The 17,098-nt window shown below is 58.5% G+C and carries 16 protein-coding genes, 1 tRNA gene and 4 pseudogenes; 11 read left to right on the forward strand and 10 right to left on the reverse strand.

From position 1 onward, the window contains the following. Nucleotides 1–31: 31 nt before the first annotated feature. The 6 genes from ACYCCG_RS11805 to ACYCCG_RS11830 form a co-directional block, all read right to left on the reverse strand. Nucleotides 32–1,033 (reverse strand): glycosyl transferase family protein, encoded by a 1,002-nt coding sequence (locus ACYCCG_RS11805; RefSeq protein ID WP_209967031.1) that lies wholly within the window; start codon nucleotides 1,031–1,033, stop codon nucleotides 32–34. Beyond that, nucleotides 1,030–1,365, reverse strand: a complete 336-nt coding sequence (locus ACYCCG_RS11810) for a TusE/DsrC/DsvC family sulfur relay protein (RefSeq protein ID WP_010954804.1) — start codon at nucleotides 1,363–1,365, stop codon at nucleotides 1,030–1,032. Before ACYCCG_RS11810 ends, ACYCCG_RS11805 begins: the two co-directional genes overlap by 4 nt. Continuing rightward, entirely contained in the window at nucleotides 1,362–1,658 is a 297-nt protein-coding gene (gene tusB, locus ACYCCG_RS11815; RefSeq protein ID WP_339535119.1) for a sulfurtransferase complex subunit TusB, read from the reverse strand. Before tusB ends, ACYCCG_RS11810 begins: the two co-directional genes overlap by 4 nt. Next, on the reverse strand, nucleotides 1,658–2,017 hold the full coding sequence (gene tusC / locus ACYCCG_RS11820) for a sulfurtransferase complex subunit TusC (protein ID WP_021782164.1): 360 nt from the start codon (nucleotides 2,015–2,017) through the stop codon (nucleotides 1,658–1,660). The genes tusB and tusC overlap by 1 nt, the downstream gene beginning before the upstream one ends. A 1-nt stretch (nucleotide 2,018) precedes the next feature. Next, entirely contained in the window at nucleotides 2,019–2,411 is a 393-nt protein-coding gene (tusD, locus tag ACYCCG_RS11825; protein WP_209967026.1) for a sulfurtransferase complex subunit TusD, read from the reverse strand. A 95-nt stretch (nucleotides 2,412–2,506) separates the two neighbouring features. After that, entirely contained in the window at nucleotides 2,507–3,886 is a 1,380-nt protein-coding gene (locus ACYCCG_RS11830; protein ID WP_459670511.1) for a nucleobase:cation symporter-2 family protein, read from the reverse strand. Between ACYCCG_RS11830 and ACYCCG_RS11835 the strand changes: the two genes are divergently transcribed. After that, on the forward strand, nucleotides 3,877–4,029 hold the full coding sequence (locus tag ACYCCG_RS11835) for a hypothetical protein (RefSeq protein ID WP_176682289.1): 153 nt from the start codon (nucleotides 3,877–3,879) through the stop codon (nucleotides 4,027–4,029). The two genes, ACYCCG_RS11830 and ACYCCG_RS11835, sit on opposite strands and share 10 nt — an antisense overlap. Nucleotides 4,030–4,222: 193 nt before the next feature. Here the strand turns inward: ACYCCG_RS11835 and ACYCCG_RS11840 are convergent, their stop codons facing one another. Continuing rightward, nucleotides 4,223–4,894, reverse strand: coding sequence for a Bax inhibitor-1/YccA family protein (locus ACYCCG_RS11840; RefSeq protein WP_176682290.1), 672 nt, complete (start codon nucleotides 4,892–4,894; stop codon nucleotides 4,223–4,225). A gap of 133 nt (nucleotides 4,895–5,027) precedes the next feature. Between ACYCCG_RS11840 and ACYCCG_RS11845 the strand changes: the two genes are divergently transcribed. Then, nucleotides 5,028–5,115: transfer RNA gene (locus ACYCCG_RS11845), tRNA-Ser, on the forward strand. Between the two features lie 110 nt (nucleotides 5,116–5,225). Here ACYCCG_RS11845 and ACYCCG_RS11850 read toward each other — a convergent pair. Continuing rightward, nucleotides 5,226–5,624 (reverse strand): site-specific integrase, encoded by a 399-nt coding sequence (locus ACYCCG_RS11850; RefSeq protein WP_459670513.1) that lies wholly within the window; start codon nucleotides 5,622–5,624, stop codon nucleotides 5,226–5,228. 12 nt (nucleotides 5,625–5,636) lie between these two features. On the opposite strand from ACYCCG_RS11850, the pseudogene ACYCCG_RS11855 reads away from it, so the two are divergent. The 4 genes and pseudogenes from ACYCCG_RS11855 to ACYCCG_RS11870 all read left to right on the forward strand — a co-directional run. Further along, nucleotides 5,637–6,487: pseudogene (locus tag ACYCCG_RS11855) on the forward strand (DinB/UmuC family translesion DNA polymerase); the annotation flags it as partial. A 173-nt stretch (nucleotides 6,488–6,660) separates the two neighbouring features. Then, on the forward strand, nucleotides 6,661–7,497 hold the full coding sequence (locus ACYCCG_RS11860) for a PhzF family phenazine biosynthesis protein (protein WP_209967022.1): 837 nt from the start codon (nucleotides 6,661–6,663) through the stop codon (nucleotides 7,495–7,497). 75 nt (nucleotides 7,498–7,572) lie between these two features. Then, nucleotides 7,573–8,409 (forward strand): annotated as a pseudogene (locus ACYCCG_RS11865) (transposase); the annotation flags it as partial. Nucleotides 8,410–8,594: 185 nt separating this feature from the next. After that, nucleotides 8,595–9,176 carry an MliC family protein gene (locus ACYCCG_RS11870; protein WP_209967020.1) on the forward strand — a complete coding sequence of 194 codons (582 nt, stop codon included), beginning with the start codon at nucleotides 8,595–8,597 and terminating at the stop codon, nucleotides 9,174–9,176. Nucleotides 9,177–9,379: 203 nt separating this feature from the next. Here the strand turns inward: ACYCCG_RS11870 and ACYCCG_RS11875 are convergent. Beyond that, nucleotides 9,380–9,664, reverse strand: a pseudogene (locus ACYCCG_RS11875) (transposase); the annotation flags it as partial. 14 nt (nucleotides 9,665–9,678) lie between these two features. On the opposite strand from ACYCCG_RS11875, the gene ACYCCG_RS11880 reads away from it, so the two are divergent. From ACYCCG_RS11880 to ACYCCG_RS11890, 3 genes are all read left to right on the forward strand, one after another. Then, nucleotides 9,679–10,869 (forward strand): FAD/NAD(P)-dependent oxidoreductase, encoded by a 1,191-nt coding sequence (locus ACYCCG_RS11880; RefSeq protein ID WP_209967018.1) that lies wholly within the window; start codon nucleotides 9,679–9,681, stop codon nucleotides 10,867–10,869. A gap of 37 nt (nucleotides 10,870–10,906) precedes the next feature. After that, nucleotides 10,907–11,260 carry a RidA family protein gene (locus ACYCCG_RS11885; protein WP_176682303.1) on the forward strand — a complete coding sequence of 118 codons (354 nt, stop codon included), beginning with the start codon at nucleotides 10,907–10,909 and terminating at the stop codon, nucleotides 11,258–11,260. Between the two features lie 665 nt (nucleotides 11,261–11,925). Further along, nucleotides 11,926–12,378, forward strand: a complete 453-nt coding sequence (locus ACYCCG_RS11890) for a PACE efflux transporter (RefSeq protein ID WP_209967016.1) — start codon at nucleotides 11,926–11,928, stop codon at nucleotides 12,376–12,378. Nucleotides 12,379–12,815: 437 nt separating this feature from the next. On the opposite strand, the pseudogene ACYCCG_RS11895 reads toward ACYCCG_RS11890, so the two are convergent. Further along, a pseudogene (locus ACYCCG_RS11895) lies at nucleotides 12,816–12,931 on the reverse strand (single-stranded DNA-binding protein); the annotation flags it as partial. Nucleotides 12,932–13,137: 206 nt separating this feature from the next. Here ACYCCG_RS11895 and ACYCCG_RS11900 point away from each other — a divergent pair. Both ACYCCG_RS11900 and ACYCCG_RS11905 read left to right on the forward strand, forming a co-directional pair. Beyond that, nucleotides 13,138–15,354, forward strand: a complete 2,217-nt coding sequence (locus ACYCCG_RS11900; protein ID WP_209967013.1) for a TonB-dependent siderophore receptor — start codon at nucleotides 13,138–13,140, stop codon at nucleotides 15,352–15,354. 435 nt (nucleotides 15,355–15,789) lie between these two features. Further along, nucleotides 15,790–16,998, forward strand: a complete 1,209-nt coding sequence (locus ACYCCG_RS11905) for an MFS transporter (protein WP_209967012.1) — start codon at nucleotides 15,790–15,792, stop codon at nucleotides 16,996–16,998. Nucleotides 16,999–17,098: the final 100 nt, after the last annotated feature.

Below are 17,098 nucleotides of genomic sequence, written 5' to 3' on the forward strand. Positions count from 1 at the left end.
AATAGCGCAAAGATCGGGGTTCTATTATCGGCTAAATCGATTTGTTTCGAGCATTCCAGTAGTCTTGCGCTGTACCGAACGCCTGCTCGCGGTGTTGTCCCAGGCCACGCAGGGCCAGGGCCATGGTCGCGATCAGAGCCTTCTCGCCATAACTGTCTTCCACTTCGCCGCGCCAGAACGCCAGCAAGTGTTCTGCCTGCAGGCTGGGCGGCTTGACATGGCGGCGTTCGCTCAGCGCTGGCCACTCTTCATCCCACGCCTCACCCGCCGTGGTGCCGTAGAGATGGCTGATGACATCGGGATTGACCTCGATTTCGCCGCCATCACCCTTGATCACCACGGCATGGTCGCCCAGCAAGCGGCTGGCCTCGCGGTGCACTGCCTGGTAACCGGGGTGAAAGATGCTCTGCAATCCACAGCGAGCGCCCAGCGGGTTAAGCACTCGAGCCAGCGAGTGGATGGGCGAGCGCAGGCCCAGGGTATTGCGCAGGTCGATCATGCGTTGCAGTTGCGGCGCCCAGTCGTGCAGCGGGAAGAATGCCAGTCGATGCTGGTCCAGCGCGTTGCCGACCGCGGCCCAGTCGCGGCACAGCGGAATCTGCAGCAGGCCGAGCAGTTGCTCTGTGTACATACGCCCGGCAGTGTGTGCGCCACCGCCGTGCATCAGGATGCGCACGCCGTTGTTGGCCAGGCATTTGGCGGCCAGCAGGTACCAGGGCAGGTGACGCTTCTTGCCGGCGTAAGTGGGCCAGTCCAGGTCAACGACGATGCGCGGCGCCTGCAGGTGGGCGCGTAGGGCCTCGGTGAAACCGGCCAGTTCTTCGGCGCTTTCTTCCTTGTGCCGCAGCAGCATGAGGAAGGCACCGAGCTGGGTGTCTTCGACCTTGCCTTCCAGCAGCAGGGTCATGGCTGCGCGGGCCTCTTCGCGGGTCAGGCCACGCGCGCCGCGCTTGCCTTTGCCGAGAATGCGCACGAATTCGGCGAACGGGTGTTCGGCGGGGGTTTCCAGAGTGAGCGGACGAGGTTCGGTCATATGCAGTTGGTCGGCTTGGGCAGGCCCGCCAGCTTGGCGGCAAGTTTGGCGGGGGTGCCGTTGAACAGGCGGTTCAGGTGCGGGCTGTTGCCCTTTTCAGGGCCCAGCTTGAGGGCCGTGTACTTGATCAGCGGGCGCGTGGCCGGAGACAGCTGGTATTCCTGGTAGAACTGACGGAGCAGTTCGAGGATTTCCCAGTGGTCTGCCGTCAACGGGATACCTTCGCGCTTGGCCAGCGCCTCGGCGGCGTCGTGGGACCAATCTTGCAGGTCGACCAGGAAGCCATCCTTGTCCAGGGCGATCACCTGATCGCCAACGGTGAGCGTATTCATAGCCAGCTGTTGACCTTGTCGTATTTCAGCGACAGTTCGACGAACCCGGCGTAGTCCACGGCCTTTGCCAGGTCGTTGCCGACCGCGCGGGCCTGTAAATCCTCGTCCAGGGCGAACAGGCGCTGGGCCAGGCCGGCGGCTTGCAGATGGCCGTGCGGCTCGCTGCCGCTGCGCAGGGCATACACGGCATCGCCGCACAGCAGCAGGGCATCTTCGGCACCGAGCAGCCGCAGGCAACTGGCCAGGCGCTCGTCGCCAAACGGGGAATGGGCAATTACATGCAGGGTCTTCATCAGAGCGTTACCACCTGGTCAAAGCGAGCTATCAGCGCGGCCAACGCTGCGTCATCGAGCACTTGCACCGGCAGCGCCAGGGTCTCGGCTGCCAGGCCCCGGCGGGCCAGGCTGTGGTTGCAGGCGAACAGCTCTTCGACACCGAACATCGGCAGCGCCTGCAGGTTGGCAGCCAGGTTCTTCTGTTGCACGGCGGCGGGTTGCTGGTCCGGCGCGAGCTGGAACACACCATCGTCGAGGAACAGCATGCCCAACGGCAGGTCGAACGCGCCGCCGGCCAGGGCGATGTCCAGCGCCTCGCGGGCAGAGGGGCCATTCCACGGTGCCTGACGGCTGATGATCAACAGGGACTTGGCCATATCAGTCGCCTCCGAAGCAGACAAGGCGATCGGCCAGTTGCGCGGCCTCGTGCAGTTGGCCCAGCCCCGACAGTTCCCAGGGCTTGGGCAGGTTCACGGCCGGGCGCTGGTAGCGGTTGGCCTCGGCTTCGTCGAGCACGCCACGGCGCAGGGCGGCGGCGATACACACCACGGCGTCCAGCTGATGGGTCTGTATGAATGTGCGCCACTGGCCAGCCACGTCCAGTTCGTCCTGGGGAGCGACCACGTTGGCCGAGGCACTGTGTACCCCGTCCTGATAGAAGAACAGCCGGGCAATCTCATGCCCGCCGGCCAGCACTGCCTCGGCGAAACGCAGGGCGCGCCGCGAAGAGGGCACGTGGGCCGGGGAGAACACCGCGATAGCGAATTTCATGGCTAACTCATGCAAAGGAATGGTGCCATGATAAAGCAAAAAAGCCCGCGCTCGCTTGTGCAAGCGGGCGCGGGCTACTCATTCAGTCTCAAGGTTCAAGCCTGCTCCTTGCCCTCCGGCAAGAACCAGTTCAGCACCAGCGCACAAATCCCCCCGGTAGCCACACCCGACTCCAGCACATTGCGAATCGCCGCTGGCATGTGCGCCAGGAATTCCGGCACCTGTGCCACACCCAGGCCCAGTGCCAACGACACGGCGATGATCAGCAGGGCACGACGGTCCAGCCGAGTGCTGGCCAGAATATTGATCCCCGACGCCGCAACCGCGCCAAACATGACCATCGTCGCGCCGCCCAGCACTGGCTCCGGCACAGCCTGAATCACCCCGGCAACACTCGGGAACAGCCCCAGCAACACCAGCATCACGGCAATCCACATACCGATATGGCGGCTGGCGATACCGGTCAGCTGAATCACCCCGTTGTTCTGGGCAAAGATCGAGCTAGGGAAGGTGTTGAACAGACCGGCCAGCAGTGAGTTGGCGCCGTTGACCAGCACGCCCCCCTTGATCCGCTGCATCCACACCGGCCCTTCGACCGGCTGGCGCGACACCTTGCTGGTGGCGGTAACGTCACCGATGGCTTCCAGCGAAGTGACCAGGTAAATCACCAGCATCGGAATGAACAGCGCCCACGAGAAGCCCAAGCCAAAGTGCAGTGGTGTCGGCACCTGGAACAGCGCGGCCTCGTGCATGCCGGTAAAGTCCAGACGGCCCAGGAATCCGGCCAGCGCATAGCCGACCGCGAGGGCGATGACGATGGCGCAGCTGCGCATCCACACCACCGGGATACGGTTGAGAACGACGATGATCGCCAGTACCACGCCGGACATCAGCAGGTTTTCGCCATTGGCAAAGGTGCCATTGGCCATGGCCCCAAAACCACCGCCCATGCTGATCAGGCCGACCTTGATCAGCGTCAGGCCGATCATCAACACCACGATGCCAGTCACTAGCGGGGTGATCAGGCGTTTGACGAAGGGCAGGATGCGCGACACGCCCATCTCGACGAACGAGCCTGCGATTACTACGCCAAAAATGGCTGCCATTACGCCCTCTACCGGCGTGCCTTGCTTGACCATCAGCGCACCACCGGCAATCAGCGGGCCGACGAAGTTGAAGCTGGTGCCCTGAACGATCAGCAGCCCCGCGCCAAATGGGCCGAAGCGCTTGCACTGGACGAAGGTGGCGATACCCGAGATCACCAGCGACATTGAAACGATCAAATTGGTATCACGTGCAGATACACCCAACGCCTGGCAGATCAGCAGGCCAGGGGTGACGATCGGCACGATGATTGCCAGCAAGTGCTGCAGGGCTGCCAGCAGGCCGATCAACAGCCGTGGCTTGTCCTCCAGACCAAGCACCAGTTCATTGGCAGGCGCCGCTGCGCCTGGGCTGTGTTCGTGTGAGCTCATTGCTGAAAGCTGCCCCGGAAGAAAAAAGGAGCGCATTCTACGGGGTGATGATGGATAGCGGTAGAGAAAAGCAGGATGTCGGCATGATCGACGACCATTTGCCTGCTTATCTGACTTTTTGGTCAGTTATTGCGATTGGCTGAGGGGGGCAGGTGCAGTTACAGGCATATCTCGCTTGAAACTGATGTGGAGCGGGCTTGCTCGCGATGCGCCGCGTGGGCGGCGCTCGATCTATCAGGGGCTGAACCTGTTCCGATGAACGTCCCGCAGCCCAACCCATTTCCAGCGCCTACAAAAAAGCCCGCCGAAGCGGGCTTCTTGCGGCACGGCAATCTATCAGTCATCACGACCCATGAGGCCGAACAACTGCAGCAGGCTGACAAACAGGTTGTAGATCGACACATACAGGCTGATGGTCGCCATGATGTAGTTGCGCTCGCCACCATGAATGATCGCGCTGGTCTGGAACAGGATGCAGACCGACGAGAACAGCACGAATCCAGCGCTGATTGCCAGTTGCAGGCCGCTGATCTGGAAGAAGAAGCTGGCAACGACAGCACCCAGCAGGACGAAGAAACCAGCAGTGATGAAGCCGCTCAGGAAGCTCATGTCCTTGCGGGTGATCAACACGTAGGCCGACAGACCACCAAATACCAGCGCAGTCATGGCAAAGGCGGAGCTGACCACCTCGGCACCACCGGCCATGCCGAGGTAACGGTTGAGGATCGGGCCAAGGATGAAGCCCATGAAACCGGTGAGCGCGAAGGTGGACACCAGGCCCCAGGCCGAATCACGCAGCTTGTTGGTAAGGAAGAACAGCCCGTAGAAGCCGATCAGCACCACGAACACGTTCGGGTAGCCGACGCGCATCTGCTGGGCAACGAAAGCCATGACGCCGCTGAAGGCGAGGGTAAGCGCCAGCAGGCTGTATGTGTTGCGCAGGACCTTGCTGATCTCCTGCTGCTCGACCTGCTGGCCGTGGTGGACGGCGTAATCCTGTTCGCGCATGGCGACACTCCTTGGTAAACCTGTGGTTTCGGACGTTCAGATGCTAGGAGTCTATCAGAGCTCCTGCAACCCGCGACACAGAGAGTTTGACAGCGTGTTTCATTAAGGTATTATGGCGGCCGCAAAACGAGCTGGAAGCGTGGCCGAGTGGTTTAAGGCAACGGTCTTGAAAACCGTCGATGGGCAACTATCCTAGAGTTCGAATCTCTACGCTTCCGCCATATTCAAAGCCCTGATCATTCAGGGCTTTTTGCGTTTCTGGGGCATAGAAAATCTACCCATGGGAGCACCCTTGGGGATGGTTTATTTCGGAAGCGCTTCCGATACTTCCTTACCTGGTAGGCTTTGCCAAGGCACCGACTCGGCGATAAACCCGCTCGGTTATGTCGCCCTTGGTGTGGCCTAGAAGTACGCTGGCGTGGTCGACATCGACGATTTCGGACGCAGCGCTTGGTCGGATGTCGCGGAACTGGAATTGGCTGATACGACCAGCCAGCACTTGGTCTCCGGCGGCTACGGTTTCCTTCACTGCTTCCTCCCGGGCGCCGTCCCAACGATGGCGTAGCATGGCTGCCGTAACACGTTTTGCCTTCTCGGTCAGCAGCAGGTAAGGCGATCCGTACTGCGCGTTGCGCGCCAGTATCTTTCGGATCAAGGCGCCAAGGCCGCTTTCAACCCCATCCGCCTCAAGCATGATCCTCAGCTTCTTTTGGAGCTTCTTCTGTTTCACGCCGAGGGCCTTGAGCGTGTCATGTCGCAGATCGAGTCGATGGTGCCTGCTACCGAGATCTACAGCATCGGCGAGTGCTTCGCTTATCTGTCCGGTATTCAGGAAAACCTGACCCAATTCGGGCGAAAGCTGAGGTCCAGGATCTTCCAGTGCACCGGCATACCTGTGGGGGGCGGGGTCGCCGGGACAAAAAACTTGGCCAAGCTGGCCAATCACACGGCCAAGCGCCTGCAGGCCCAGACCGGCGGCGTGGTCGATATCACCGATCCGTTCAAGCGGGATTGGGTGCTGCGCAACACCGAAGTGAAAGCGGTGTGGGGCGTTGCCCGGCGGATGACTGCCCACCTTGAAGCGATGGGCATTCACACGGCGATGGATCTGGCCAAGGTTGATGCCAGGGCTCTGCGACGGCAGTTTAGTGTGGTGATAGAGAAGACTGCCCGCGAACTGGCTTGAACGCCTTGCCTGGAGCTGGACGAGGCCGAGCCCCCGAAGCAGGAAATCTGCTGCATCCGGATGTTCGGCATGCGCCTGACCGAGTTGGCACCGATCAAGCAGGCAGTGGCCACCTACGTTGGTCACGCAGCAGAAAAGCTCCGTGCCCGGGGATCGGTTTGCAAGCGCATGCGCGTCAGCATCCACACCGGTATGTTCAACCCCGACTAGGCCCATCACGCCCAAGGGGCGTTGGTAGCGCTGCCGTACCCAACCTGCGCACGCTGCTGATGACCAGGTTGGCTACCGACGCGGTTGGCCGGATCTTCAGGCATGGGTTTCGATACAGCAAGGCTGAGGTGCTGTTAATGGATCTGCGGCAGCCAGGCGAATTCACAGAGGATTTGTTCGCGCTCAAGCAGCCGGTGGTATCGACCCAAGCGCCTGTCGCGAGCAGCAGCAATCGGCCAGAAGCAGTCAGTCATGCATGGCGACTTTCGACTCGAAGAAGGCGCTCAAAAGCCTGTAAAACCCGATTTCGCAAGCGTGCCGCCTGGCATATCCTTACTCGTTTCCCCGCAGTATCGACAAAGGAGGCTACATGCCGATTTCGTTACTATTCGAGCAAGTTGATGTTTTCTCCGAACAATCCTTCAAAGGTAACGCCGTTGCTGTCGTAATTGGTGCCGATGACCTGACCAGCCAACAAATGCGTGACTTTGCGGCCTGGACACAGCTTAGCGAGACAACCTTTCTGCTGAAGCCAAGCTCTCCAGAAGCACATTACCGCGTACGAATTTTCACCCCGCTACGAGAGCTCCCCTTTGCCGGGCATCCAACACTGGGAAGCTGTCATGTATGGCTAAATCAAAGTGCCGGCAATACCGATAAAGAGATTATCCAGGAGTGCTTGGCTGGCCTGATCCGTATTCGGCGCAATGGTGCTTGTCTGGCGTTTGCGGCGCCCCCCCTATTACGGAGCGGGGCGTTAGAGGACGCTACGCTGCGGCAGATTGAGAGCGGGTTAGGTCTAACCCCTGAACGCATCCTTGCCAGTCAGTGGGTCGATAACGGCCCTGGCTGGGTTGCCGTACTGTTGGCGTCGCGTGATGACGTTTTGGCGATTCGTCCGGACTACACGAAACTCAATGGACTCAATGTAGGAGTGGTCGCGCCTTGGCAAGGTTCTCATGCGGACGCAGATGTCGAAGTGCGCGCCTTTATGGGTGAAGAGTTGAATGAAGACCCTGTGACCGGAAGTCTCAATGCGAGCCTGGCGCAATGGCTGATTTCTACTGGGGTCATGCCTGACCACTACACTGCGAGCCAAGGCACTGTATTAGGTCGTCGAGGCCGGATAAAAATTGAGAAGCTCGGAAGTGATATCTGGGTCGGAGGTGAAGTTCAACCGGGTATGTCGGGACGGGTAACGTTCTAACTACTACAGCGTCATGTGTCCATTCCCCTTTGCCTTGCCAGCTTAGGCCGCTGTCCGGTATTGGCCGATAGCCGTGGTAAAGCCATTCGCAGCGTCTGCCGGCAATTCGTAGTGCTTTGCCGTAACCTCAATCTCTTCACCCAGTCGATCATCGCCATTGACGGCAGCAAATTCAAAGCCGTGAATAAGCGCGATCGCAACTTCACCCAGGGCAAGATCAAGGCGCGCATGCAGCAGATCGAGCAGAGCATTGACCGCTATCTTGCAGCGATGGATTCGGCGGATCGGGCAGCGCCCGAGGTCGCCGAATCCAAGGCTGAACGGCTGAGCGAAAAAATAGAAAAGCTGAAACAGCAGATGATGAAGCTCAAGGACATTGAAGCGCAGCTTCACGCCAGCCCAGATCAGCAAATCGCTCTTACCGATCCTGATGCACGCTCAATGGCCACGAGCGGCCGAGGTACTGGCACGGTTGGCTACAACGTACAAACAGCAGTCGATGACAAACACCATCTGATCATTGTCCATGAAGTCACCAATGTTGGAAATGACCGAACGCAGCTGAGCAATATGGCGAACCAGGCACGCGAAGAGATCGGCGCGGAGTCGCTGACAGTGGTAGCCGACCGAGGCTATTACAAAGGTCCGGAAATCCTTGCTTGGGAGCAGGCCGGGATCACCACTTTTGTACCGAAGCCGCTGACATCAAGCAGCGAAGCGGAAGGCCGATTCGGCAAGCAGGACTTCATCTACATCGCTGCATCGGCTGAATACCGATGCCCTGCGGATCAACTACTGACCCGCAGGCATTCTTCGGTGGAAGACGACATGTTGCTGCACTCCTGCTGGTTCTCTGGCTGCCAGAGTTGTTCCATGCAGAAGCAGTGTACGACGGGTAAGGAACGCCGGTTAGCTTCTTTCGCTACTCGACCTACTTACTTGCGTTTTCACACAGCCTGGACCCAAAGTGGCCCTTCGCAAAGTACCGCGATCGGCCAACGGCAGTAATGAGCCGCCGAGGAAAGCTAGGCCACCCTCCACGTTATTCAAAAGAGTTAGACTGAGCCCAGTATTTTTAATCGCTAATGGTGGTTCCCATGAAACACTGGCTTCCTCTGCTGCTCACTCTGCCTCTGTCGCACACCCAAGCTGCGGGACCTGCCTTCAACTGCACTCAGGTCGTGGCCGGCAGCATCGAACAACAAATCTGCCAGAGCGAGTCGCTCTCGGCACTAGACCGGCAAATGGCCGAGGTCTATACGGCCGCGCAGCAGAAGGCCGGCAATGAACATCCGCCGGTGCTCAAGGCCGAGCAACGGGGCTGGATCAAGGGCCGCAACGATTGCTGGAAAAGCGCGGACCAGCCTACCTGCATCGCCGACAGCTATCGCCTGCGCATCGCCGAACTGCAGGCGCGCTACCGGCTGGTCGAGGCCAACGGCCCGGTGTTCTACCAGTGTGACGGCAACCCGGCCAAGGAAGTGGTTGCCAGCTTCTTCCGCACCGAGCCGCCCACGGCCATCGTCGAGTTCGGTGACCGCAGTTCGCTGATGTACCTAGAACAGACGGCAAGCGGCGCGCGCTACCAGGGACAAAATGAGAGTTTATGGGAGCACCATGGCGAGGCCATCGTAGTGTGGGGCTATCAGGGGCCGGAAATGCGCTGTACAGCGCGTTGAAAGCCATCTGGAGGGAGCCTATGCACCGATTTCTATCACACAGCCTGCTGACCAGCAGTCTGGTGCTGTCGTAAACCACCCAGGCCGCCAACAATGCGGAGGCGGAACTACGCCGACTGCAGGATGAAACCCGAGAGAACCCGCGAAGCCAGTCGCAATTTCTGTGGTGTTTCGCAAGTAACGCTCATATTTTTCGGCCTAGCAGCCTCGGCTGCACGGCCGACGCTCGCCAAGATGTGATCGGCCTTTCGATGCCAGCGAAAGGGGCGGCGGTTGGCGTTATGAGTGGACAGGTAGTACTCAATAGACTCCTCTAGATCTTTCACGCTGGTATGTGCCTGGCGCTTGATCCATTTCTCGCTCAGTGTCGAGAAGACGCGCTCCACCAGATTCAACCAAAATGCCGAAGTAGGCGTGAAATGCACCGGGTAGCGCGGATACGCTGCCAGCCACGCTTTTACTTTGTCAGTCTTGTGTGTCGCGTAGTCGCATGCTCTGTGCGATGCGCGAACAGACGGGGGCCGATTACTCATTCAAGGTGCTCGAATATGCCCAACTCAAAGCTCTGGTACCCGAGATCGGCCCGCGTGTGGCCGCCGCGACTTCGGCCTGCCAGCATGGTCTGGATGTCGCCCTGCTTGACGAACAAGCCGTCCCGGGTGGGCAGATCGGCGGCCAGAGTCGCACCTTGCGTGCGGCGAAAATCTTGCTGGCCACCGGCGCACAGGAGCGGCCGGTCCCCTTCCCGGGCTGGACCCTACCCGGCGTGATGTTGCTGTTGATTGCCTGGCAACTGCACAAAGCTGGCGGGCCGATCAGCGCAGTGCTGGATACCACGCCGTCAGCCAACTACTTCAAGGCACTGCGCCATGGGGTCGGGGCGCTCCGGGGCTGGCGCATGCTGCTCAAGGGGCTGGGCTATCTACTCTCGCTGCGCAAGGCTGGGATCAAGATGCGCAGCGGGGTGACGCAGCTGCGCGCCTACGCCGACAGCAGCGGCCGCCTGGCGCAAGTGCACTTTCAGCATCAGGGCCGTAGCCAGTTGATTAAGTGCCAGTCACTCATGGTGCATCAGGGCGTGGTGCCCAATGTCCAGTTGACCTGCGTGATGGATGCGCGACATTCATGGCACGAACAACAGCAATGCTGGCATCCGCAGATCGATGCCTGGGGCGAAACTTCGATCAACGGTGTTTTCGTCGCCGGCGACTCAGCGGGGATAGGTGGCGCATTAGCTGCAGAGCACTTCGGGCGCCTGACGGCCTGTCAAGTTGCCTGCCAACTGGGACGCCTCTCCAGCACTGAACGGGACAGGTTGGCACGGCCGGTGCGCCAGACCCTGGGCGGGTTGATGGCTATCAGGCCGTTTCTGGATGTGCTTTACCAACCGGCAGCCGAATTTCTGCGGCCGGCTGATGACACAATCGTCTGTCGTTGCGAGGAGGTCAGTGCCGGCGATATCCGCCGCTTCGTGGGGGGTGGCTGTAGCGGTCCGAATCAGACCAAGGCTTTTAGTCGTGCGGGCATGGGGCTCTGTCAGGGCCGCATGTGTGGCCTTACTTTGGCGCAGATCATTGCCGCCGAGCGCAATGTCGACATCGAGCAAGTGGGGTATTACACCATCCGTGCGCCGATCAAGCTGCTTTCCCTGGGGGAGCTGGCTTCGCTTGTGAGCCGTGGGGGCAAGCAGTAGCCTGTCATTTCAACATGAAACTTCAATAGGAGAAGTGATGAGCATTAGCCGATATGAAACAGCCGCGCGCATGAGCCGAGTCGTGGTTCATAACCAGACTGCCTACTTATGCGGCCAGGTCGCAGAGGACCGTAGCGCCGGCATCGCCGAGCAAACACGCACCATGCTGGCTAAGGTCGATGCGCTGCTGGAGTCGGTCGGCAGCAACCGTGAGCAGTTGCTGTCGGCCACCATCTACCTGAAGGATATGAGCCTGTTTGCCGAAATGAACAGTGTATGGGACAGCTGGGTGCCGTCAGGCTTCGCCCCTGCGCGTGCCTGTGTCGAGGCTAAGATGGCCAGCCCAGAGTTGCTGGTAGAAATCTCGGTGATTGCAGCCATTCCTCAGTAGTTTCATCTGCTGCGCGCTGGCTCTTATTCACTTACTGCCTGCTCAGCTTTCAGAGTAAGACCGCGGCGGACACAGTAAGAAAACCGGTTGACCTGTTATGAGGAGGGGCTGTATTACCAGTCAGCCCCTGTTTCTATAGACCATTTCGAATGATCTATCCTGGCCGTTAGTTGCCCTTCGTGAAGGGCAGCAGTCGGTCTAAATGGGTATTTTTATTATGGTTCAAGTCCTTGCTTAAGTTTTGGAGCCTACCTAAGAAGCGAGAGGGAGTCACAGGTTCTATCTTGTAATGATTTATCTGCTGAGCAAGATTCTAAGCCAGCTCCAGGATTTGGAGTTGCGCTGAAGAATGATGAATGCATGGCGCGAAATAAAATTAACCTAAGTTATAAGGTTTCTCGTTGTGATGCTTAAGGACTCCTTGGAGAAAGTCCGGTTTCGAGCTGGGTGAGTTATTTCTTTCATCATCCTGAAGCGCCATCAAAAACTATGAGCATTGATATAACCCCTGTTGGCGAGCTTTAAGCGCTTTGACAGTTGCTGGCGGATCTGGTAAAAATGGAGCTTCGAAAGCTTATCTCTCAATCGGCCCGGAAGGCTGATCGATTATCGAAATAATCTAAAATAGGGGGTCCGCCACAAAGTCCATCAAGGAATGTCTGACTATGGCTCTAAAACCTTGGCAGCGTCGTGTTTTTTATGTGAGTTTGTACGAATGTTTCGCGATTGCATTTTCTTCTTTTATATTGGCCTACTTAGCCGGCGGTAAGCCAATTGAATCGACGCCAGTCGCAATATGTATTTCTGTCATCGCCACAACTTGGAATTTTGTCTACAACACCGCATTTGAATACTGGGAGTCTCGACAGCTTATCAAAGCCCGCAGCTTGTTAAGGCGAGCTACCCAGGCGATTGGCTTCGAGGTTGGTTTGATATGCTTCATAATCCCGGTGTACATGTGGTGGTACCAGATTAGCTTCTATAATGCCATTCGAATGGAAATCGCCATTCTGGTGTTTTTCTTAGTCTATTCTTTCTCTTTCAGCTGGTTGTTTGACCGTCTGTTCGGTTTGCCGGTCAGCGCACGTTCGTTAACGGCGAGTTCTACTGAAAATTAGACATGTATGACTATTGGCGAGCTCTGAAAGCACAAAAATCGATTCCAAAACTGAAACGGCGACCTTTGGATTTTGCGGCCTGTAGTTGTGCCGTTTCGCCAATGTTTTGGAAGCGATTTTGCCGTGCAGTCCACATAGGGCGTGGATTTGTACCACGGTCTTGAAACCGTCGATGGGCAACTATCCTAGAGTTCGAATCTCTACGCTTCCGCCATACAAGTGCTTGATTTCATTGATGTTCGCAGCCGCTTGACCCTCAAATGGGAGCGTTTTGGGAACACTTTGGGAATGACAGGCAGAAGAAAGGGGCCCTTGCGGCCCCCTTTATTGGGTTCAGGCCCGCCTGAGCGCCTGGTTCATCCCCCGCATCCCGGCCGTCCTGGCTGACTCACTTCGCGCAATGCTTGAAGATCATTGCCGTCGAGGTATGCCCCATTGCCCTCGATGTGGCATTGGGCGCCTTTGCGCAGAGACTCGCCGACGATCTCGGCGACCTTCCCGAGCAGCGATACGCGGTGCCACTGGTGTGCTCGACCTTCTCGCCTGAGCGCTTGAACCTGAGTGGAGCAGTAGATCTCACGCGCTTTGGCAACTGTCGCCGCGGACGGTGGAATCCCTCAACCCTCAAAGAACCCTGCTCCCAAGAGGGGCGATGGGGAAGGGCTGCCATCACGAAGATGATATTAATTATCACATGCAGATGATTTTCATGTAGATTCCTGCGCCAAGGATTTTTCATGAACAAGGAGTCAGCCCGCGATGCCCCCGTCGATCAACCCTTCCATGACACTCACTCTCGGCCTGTGTGCTTCCGTCTTCTGCCCGTTTTCGCTGGCTGAGGCAGAAACCAAATCCGAGGACAGTGTGCTGGAGCTTGGTTCCACTGATGTGGTCGCTACCAGCTTGGGTAGTACCACTGAGAACAGTGGCTCCTACACTACCGGGAGCATGAGCGCAGCCACGCGCTTGAATCTCTCGATCAAGGAAACACCCCAATCGGTCTCGGTGATATCCCGGCAGCAGCTGGACGATTTCCAGCTCAACACGCTGTCCGAGGCCATGGCCCATGTGACGGGGGTAACGGTTCAGCGAAATGACTCGGAGCGACCTAGCTACTACTCACGTGGTTACGCGATCAATAATTTCCAGATCGATGGAATGCTCAATACGTTCTCGGGGCTTAAGTCCGACTCGGATACCATCATCTACGATCGAATTGAGGTCGTTCGCGGAGCCACTGGACTGACGACAGGCGCTGGTGATCCCTCGGGCACTATCGCAATGGTGCGCAAGCGGCCAACGCATGAGCTGGCGGTCAAGAGCGGTGTCAGTGGGGGCAGCTACGACAACTACTACACCTACCTGGATGTCGGCGGCCCATTAGGCTGGGAGGGGCGGCTGCGCGGTCGCACAGTGTTGGCGTATCGCGACAACAAGTCGTTCATGAATAAATATGCCACCCAGCGTGAGGTGGCGTATGGCGTGCTCGAAGCCGACCTGACCGACAGCACGGTCCTGGCGGTGGGATATGACTATCAGAACAAGCACGTCCAAGGTTCCTCATGGGGTACGGTGCCTTTCTGGAATGCCGATGGCAGTAAAGCCAATCTCCCACGCTCGACCAACCTCAGCGCCCCATGGTCCTCCTGGCCATTGAAAGACCAGACGGTATTCGCAACCCTTGATCAGCGCCTGGGTAACGACTGGCTGATGAAAGTGGCCTACACCCATCGGCAAACCGACAGTGACGGCAAGGTGTACTACGGAGGTAATGGTTTCCCGGAGGCTGATCGCAGTGGCATGCGGGCCTGGTACGCGCATTTTGGTGGGGAGGAGAAGATGGATGCGATCGACTTCAACCTCGCTGGCCCCTTCCAATTGATGGGGCGCAGTCATGACTTCATGATCGGCTACGGCGAGTCAGAACGGCGCAATAGTGAGCCATATCGCCTTGGTCTTCCAGTGCCCCAAGACTACAACAAGATTCCTGACTGGAAGTACATGGGGTCTATCCCCAAGTTCTATGACATCGATACCGGACTGGACAGTTCGCGCTCCTACACCCGTCAGAAAGCGGGTTACATCGCAACACGGCTGAACCCGACAGACCGCCTTCACTTCGTGGTTGGCAGCCGCTACGGCAGTTGGGAAACGGAGCGTCGGGAATGGGACTATGACGACGCCCTGAATGTCGCCGGTCAGTCCACTACCAAGCAGACGCAAAACGATCAGTGGACACCCTACGCCGGTGTGCTCTTTGACCTGAATGACCAGTTCACCGCCTATGTCAGTTATACCGACATTTTTAACCCGCAGACCGTGAGAGACGTCAACAAGCAGTACATCGAACCTATCGTTGGCAAAGTCTATGAGGTAGGTCTCAAGGGCAGTATGTTCGAAGAAAGGCTGAACCTGAGTACTGCCGTGTTCCGCAGTAAACAGGATAACGTGGCGGAACAGGATGACTCGGTGCCGCCCAATGGCAATGAAGTTTTCTACAAAAGCGGCGGTAAAGGTGTAGTCGTTGAAGGTTTCGAAGCTGAAGTCGCGGGCGAGGTGATGACCGATTGGCAGATGAGCCTGGGTTACAGCTACACCCATGCCGCCACAGCCGAGAAAAAGCGAAAGAATACCGAGCAGCCATTGAACCTTGTGCGCTTCTCCAGCACCTACAAGATGAACCCGGCATTGACCGTTGGGGCGAGCCTGGATTGGCAGAGCGACAACTTCAAAATGGCCAACCGCCCAGTGGGGCGCGATGGTGACAGGATCATCACTGCCAAAGACAAGATCGGCCAGAAGGCGTTCTCGGTGGTTGGGCTGATGGCACGCTATCAAATCGATGAACACCTGTCAGCGTCGGTTAACGTGAAGAATCTGTTCGATGAGCATTACTACAACAACGTTGGATTCTACAACGGCGTTTACCAAGGTGAGCCACGGACAATGATGGTCAGCCTGGACTGGAAGTTGTAAGGCTTTGGTGCCGCCGGGCGTGCCGCCTGATGCCTTCGCACGTAGGCGCCTGACAGGGCTCATCGAATGATGGGCCTTTCTCATCTCTACTCAATCGCTTGAAATTGGGACGGTACCATCGTTCCGCACTCCTTCCTCTAATGGGTGATGCAAGCCAAGTCCCGGTGGGCTTGTTGCGCAGATTGCCCACCTTTTTGACCCGCGCCTCCTAAGCGCGGAGGGCATCGCCCACACTGTTCAACTCACGCTCGACGGCGAACGACCGCTCGCGACACGCAAGGCGTCACAGGGCAGGGTGGCTGAATAAGGGCGTTCTCGGCGGATCATGAGGGTTTACATTCAGTGCGTATGATAATAAGGTTTTAATCATACGAGCTGCATGTAATTTACCTTGAGCGTGACTGCCCAAGGGCCTTTCGATAAGGGGAGTCGAGCGTGTTCAGTACCTACCGCGAGTTGTTCCAGGCCAGAGGCGCCAAGGGCTTCGCCTTGGCCGGCCTGCTGGCCCGGTTGCCGTTGCCGATGACCGGTATCGGGATCATCACCATGTTGTCGCAGATCACCGGCAGTTACGGCCTGGCCGGTGCGGTGGCGGCCACCTTCGTGCTGACCTATGCACTGATGTCGCCGCAGATCTCGCGCCTGGTCGACCGCCATGGCCAGGGCCGCTTATTGCCGGCCGCCGCCGGGCTCAGCGTGCTGGGCATCCTTCTGCTGTTGGCTTGCAGCTATTGGCAGTTGGCGGACTGGACCCTGTTCGTCGGGGCCGCGCTCGCCGGCTTCATGCCCAGCATGTCGGCGATGGTGCGCGCGCGCTGGACCGCGATTTACCGCGGCAAGGCGCAACTGAAGACAGCCTACTCGCTGGAAACCGTTCTTGACGAAGTCACCTTCATTGCTGGCCCGCCGATTTCGGTGGGGCTGAGCGTGGCGGTACTTCCGCAGGCCGGTACACTGGTTGCTGCCATCTTCCTGGCCATCGGCGTGTTCGCCTTGGCGGTGCAGGTCGGCACCGAGCCGCCAGTAGAGGCCGATGCCGCCACCGGGCAAGACAGCATGTCGGTGTTCAGGCTGGCCGACGTACGCCTGCTGACCTTGCTAATGGTTGCTATGGGCTTGATCGTCGGTACGGTCGACATCGTCAGCGTGGCATTCGCCGAGCAGATGGACATGCCGGCTGCGGCTAGCGTGGTGCTGTCCTGTTATGCCATCGGCTCCTGTGTCGCGGGGCTGGTGTTCGGTGTCCTGAAACTCGATATCCCGCTACACAAGCTGCTACTGCTGGGTGGGTTGGCGACTGCGGCGACAACCTTGCCGCTGCTGGTGGTGGGAAACATCATCGGGCTGGCCATCGCCGTGCTGGTCGCGGGCCTGTTCTTCGCCCCGACCATGATCGTGGCGATGTCGCTGGTAGAGCGCATCGTGCCCGAAAGCAAGCTGACCGAAGGGATGACCTGGTTGCTCGCCGGTCTCAACGTTGGAGTTGCCGGCGGTGCCGCAGCATCTGGGCAGGTGGTCGATGTGTGGGGTGCCCAGGCCGGATTCAACGTGGCCTTGGCCGCCGGGGCCGCAGTGTTGTTGGTCGCGCTTTGGGGCTACCAGCGCATGCGCGACCGAGCCCGACAGGCGTCGTATTCGCTTTGATCGGCTTCAGGGACCGCCAGGCTTGGGGGCTCGGTCACCGCGCGACGATACGACAGGCTTGTCAGTGCGCCTCGCGCCCAAGACAATGCGTGCAAGCGGT

This window comes from Pseudomonas sp. VEM90 (genome assembly GCF_054611535.1).